This is a genomic window from Streptomyces murinus (assembly GCF_002154555.1).
Taxonomy (GTDB): domain Bacteria; phylum Actinomycetota; class Actinomycetes; order Streptomycetales; family Streptomycetaceae; genus Streptomyces; species Streptomyces murinus.
In genome coordinates this window covers 1-942 of sequence record NZ_MUNF01000828.1, presented here as the reverse complement: position 1 = coordinate 942, position 942 = coordinate 1, and the positions used below count along the sequence as shown (strand labels likewise).

Annotated in this window: 2 protein-coding genes; both read right to left on the bottom strand. The window is 73.5% G+C overall.

Features of this window, described 5'->3' with window-relative positions:
* Positions 1–806, bottom strand: an 806-nt coding sequence (locus tag CCN72_RS35550) for a sirohydrochlorin chelatase (RefSeq protein WP_086812504.1), incomplete at its 3' end; no start/stop codon positions are given.
* On the bottom strand, positions 803–942 hold a 140-nt coding region (locus CCN72_RS35545; RefSeq protein WP_208638186.1), incomplete at its 5' end, for a precorrin-8X methylmutase. The genes CCN72_RS35545 and CCN72_RS35550, both read right to left, overlap by 4 nt.

The window sequence follows — 942 nt, the reverse complement described above, 5'->3', positions numbered from 1 at the left end:
TCGAAGCCGGGCAGCGCGATCCGGTACACGCACGAGTCGCAGTTCATGCGCAGATCGCCCTTGACGGCCTCCTCGTACCGTTCGAGCACCAGGTCGAGCAACTCCGGCTCGGGACCGATGACATCGGCCGAGGCCACGGGCGTCTCCGGGTGCGCGGCCGCCCACTCCTCGGTCTGCCGCCGCACCCGGTCCGGGAGGATCCCGGTGAACAGGAAGTAGGGGAGCACGACGATCTTCCGCGCCCCCAGCGCCACACAGCGGTCCAGACCGCTCGGCACGTCCGGCGCCGCGAGGGACACGAACGCCGTCTCCACACCGGCGTACCCCCGGCCCTCCCACAGCAGCCGGGCCGCCTTGAACACCTCCGCGTTGGCGTCCGGGTCGGTGGAGCCGCGGCCGACCAGCAGCACGGTCACCTCCGCGCGGTCCTGGTCGCCGATCACGTCGTCCAGGCGCCGCTCCAGCACGTTCAGCAGCGCCGGGTGCGGACCCAGCGGGCGCCCGTAGGTGTACGAGATGCCCGGGTGCCGCTCCTTCTCACGGGCCAGCGCGGCCGGAATGTCGCCCTTGGCGTGTCCGGCGGACACCAGCATCAGCGGCACGGCCGCGAACCGGCGTACGCCCCGCTCCACCAGCTCGGCCACCGCGTCGCCGAGCGGCGGCGGGGACAGCTCGATGAAGCCGCCCGCGACGGGCAGGTCGGGACGGCGCAGGCCCAACTCCCGCACGAAGGCACGGAACGCCTCGGCTCCGGCGTCGTCACGGGTGCCATGGCCGGCGATCAGCAGGGCGGGCGGGGTGGTCACAGGGTCTCCTCGGGGGAAATCGGTTGGTACAGCAGGGCGTTGAGGGCGGCGGCCGCGACCGCCGAGCCGCCCTTCTCGGACACGTTGCTCACGGCGGGCAGCCCGCTCTCGCGCAGCGCGGCCTTGGACTCGGCCG